Source organism: Agrobacterium sp. ICMP 6402, from assembly GCF_009498615.1.
Lineage (GTDB): Bacteria > Pseudomonadota > Alphaproteobacteria > Rhizobiales > Rhizobiaceae > Agrobacterium > Agrobacterium burrii.
On the sequence record NZ_QSNV01000028.1, the window covers coordinates 1 to 1,459 of the forward strand.

At 61.0% G+C, this 1,459-nt stretch carries 2 protein-coding genes; both read left to right on the forward strand.

Translation table 11 applies throughout. The features are described 5' to 3' along the window. Positions 1-621: carbohydrate ABC transporter permease (locus DXT96_RS26795; protein WP_153517192.1), on the forward strand; the 621-nt coding region annotated here is incomplete at its 5' end. 12 nt (positions 622-633) lie between these two features. Continuing rightward, the coding region (locus DXT96_RS26800; protein WP_153517190.1) for an ABC transporter ATP-binding protein at positions 634-1,459 on the forward strand (826 nt) is incomplete at its 3' end.

The following is a 1,459-nucleotide window of genomic DNA, read 5'->3' on the forward strand; positions in this document are numbered from 1 at the left end:
CCGTTCATGAACTCGGTGGTGCTGTCGCTCGGCTCAACGATCATCGCGCTGATCATCGCCATTCCCGCCGCCTGGGCCATGGCGTTCTCGCCGACCAAACGCACCAAGGACATTTTGATGTGGATGCTGTCCACCAAGATGATGCCGGCGGTGGCCGTGCTGGTGCCGATCTATCTGATCTTCCGCAATGCCGGCCTGCTCGATAGCCGCATCGGGCTCACCATCATGCTCACCTTCATCAACCTGCCGATCGTGGTGTGGATGCTTTACACCTACTTCCGGGAAATCCCCGGCGAGATCCTTGAGGCCGCCCGCATGGATGGCGCCTCGCTCTGGAACGAGATCGTCCATGTGTTGACGCCAATGGCGGTGCCCGGCATCGCCTCGACGCTGCTGCTCAACGTCATCCTCGCCTGGAACGAATCCTTCTGGACCATCCGGCTGACGACCACCAATGCCGCGCCGCTGACCGCCTTCATCGCCTCCTTCTCCTCACCGCAGGGGCTGTTCTGGGCAAAACTCTCGGCCGCCTCGATGATGGCGATCGCCCCCATTCTCGTCATCGGCTGGTTCTCGCAGAAACAACTCGTGCGTGGCCTGACCTTTGGCGCCGTGAAATAAGGAACGACAAACATGGGCAGCATTTCCCTTCAGAACGTGTCCAAGCTCTTCGGTGAGGCGAAAGTCATCCCGTCGATCGATCTTGATATCAACGACGGCGAGTTCGTCGTCTTCGTCGGCCCGTCCGGCTGCGGCAAGTCGACATTGCTGCGGCTGATCGCCGGGCTGGAAGACGTCTCCGGCGGAAAGATCGTCATCGACGGCAACGACGCCACCGAAAAGGCGCCGGCCGAGCGCGGCCTTGCCATGGTGTTCCAGTCCTATGCGCTTTATCCGCATATGAGTGTGCGCAACAACATCGCCTTCCCGCTGAAGATGGCCAAGCTCGACAAGGCGGTCATCGATAAAAAGGTGGAAGATGCCGCCCGGGTGCTGAACCTTACCGATTATCTCGAACGCCGGCCCTCGCAACTGTCCGGCGGCCAGCGCCAGCGCGTCGCCATCGGCCGGGCCATCGTGCGCGAACCGAAAGCCTTCCTGTTCGACGAGCCGCTTTCCAACCTCGATGCGGCGCTGCGCGGCACCATGCGGCTGGAAATCTCCGAGCTGCACAACACGCTGAAGACGACGATGATCTACGTCACCCACGACCAGGTGGAAGCCATGACCATGGCCGACAAGATCGTGGTGCTCAACCGCGGCAATATCGAGCAGGTCGGTTCGCCGATGGAGCTTTACAAAACACCGCGCAACCTCTTCGTCGCCGGTTTTATCGGCTCACCGCGCATGAACCTGATTACCGGCGATTATGCGCGCCAAAAGAACGCCGCCACCGCCGGTGTGCGGCCCGAACATCTGCTGCTGTCGAAGGAAAGCGGGCTGTGGCAGGGCAAGGTGA